Origin of the sequence: Methylobacterium sp. WL103, assembly GCF_008039885.1 — a bacterium.
GTDB lineage: Bacteria > Pseudomonadota > Alphaproteobacteria > Rhizobiales > Beijerinckiaceae > Methylobacterium > Methylobacterium cerastii.
In genome coordinates this window covers 1-871 of sequence record NZ_VRUX01001050.1, presented here as the reverse complement: position 1 = coordinate 871, position 871 = coordinate 1, and the positions used below count along the sequence as shown (strand labels likewise).

1 protein-coding gene and 1 pseudogene are annotated in these 871 nt (G+C 70.7%); one reads left to right on the top strand and one right to left on the bottom strand.

Translation table 11 applies throughout. The features are described 5' to 3' along the window. The coding region (locus tag FV222_RS27690) for a LysR family transcriptional regulator (RefSeq protein WP_147816372.1) at nucleotides 1-263 on the bottom strand (263 nt) is incomplete at its 3' end. A 104-nt stretch (nucleotides 264-367) separates the two neighbouring features. Between FV222_RS27690 and FV222_RS27685 the strand changes: the two are divergent. Further along, nucleotides 368-781 (top strand): annotated as a pseudogene (locus tag FV222_RS27685) (DMT family transporter); the annotation flags it as partial. Nucleotides 782-871: the final 90 nt, after the last annotated feature.

Here is an 871-nt window from a genome sequence, read left to right as displayed (position 1 = left end):
TCGCGGATGCGTCGGGCGGCCTCGCGCAGGTGGTCGAGCCCGGCATGGGTCCGCTCGACCTCGCGGGCGAAGGCCGCACCCTCCGGCGTCGGTATCGCGCTGCCGTGCCCGCGCACGAACAGGGGGAAGCCGAGTTCGCGTTCGAGCTGCGCCACCGCCCGGCTCACGTGCGGCTGGCCGATGCCCGGCGCGTCGGCCGCCCGGGTCATGCCGCCGTGGCGCAGCACTGCGCGAAACAGGTCGAGATGGGCCGGATTCATCATGCCCGATCCGCATGGATGGCGAAAGATTGGGCATTTGACGGCATGGGCCCGCGATGGTTGTCAAGGCCGGCGGCGGCAAGCGGGCTGCCTCGGGGGGATGCGCGATGAGAGCCATGTCGGCGGGGTGGGGCAGCGGGTTCCTCGGCATCTTGATCTTCAGCGCCTCGCTGCCGGCGACCCGCGTGGCGGTGGCGGGCTTCTCGCCGCTGTTCCTCACGGCGGCGCGTGCCGCGATCGCCGGGCTCATCGGGGTGGGGCTGCTGCTGGCTTTCCGCGCGCCGCGGCCGCTGGGGCGCGACCTCGTCCCGCTGGCGATCGTCGGGCTCGGCGTGGTGATCGGGTTCCCGCTGCTCACCGCGCTGGCGCTCCGGCACGTCACCGCGGCCCATTCCATCGTCTTCCTCGGGCTGCTGCCGCTCGCGACCGCCCTGTTCGGCGTGCTCCGCGGCAACGAGCGGCCCAAGCCCGCCTTCTGGCTGTTCTCCGGTGTCGGCAGCCTCGCGGTCGCCGGCTTCGCCCTGCGCCTGTCTCTTATAAACATATACCAGCCCACGACACCCGAGCCAAAATCCGAAGACGGCATATGAATGAAAAAAAAAAAAGGGGGG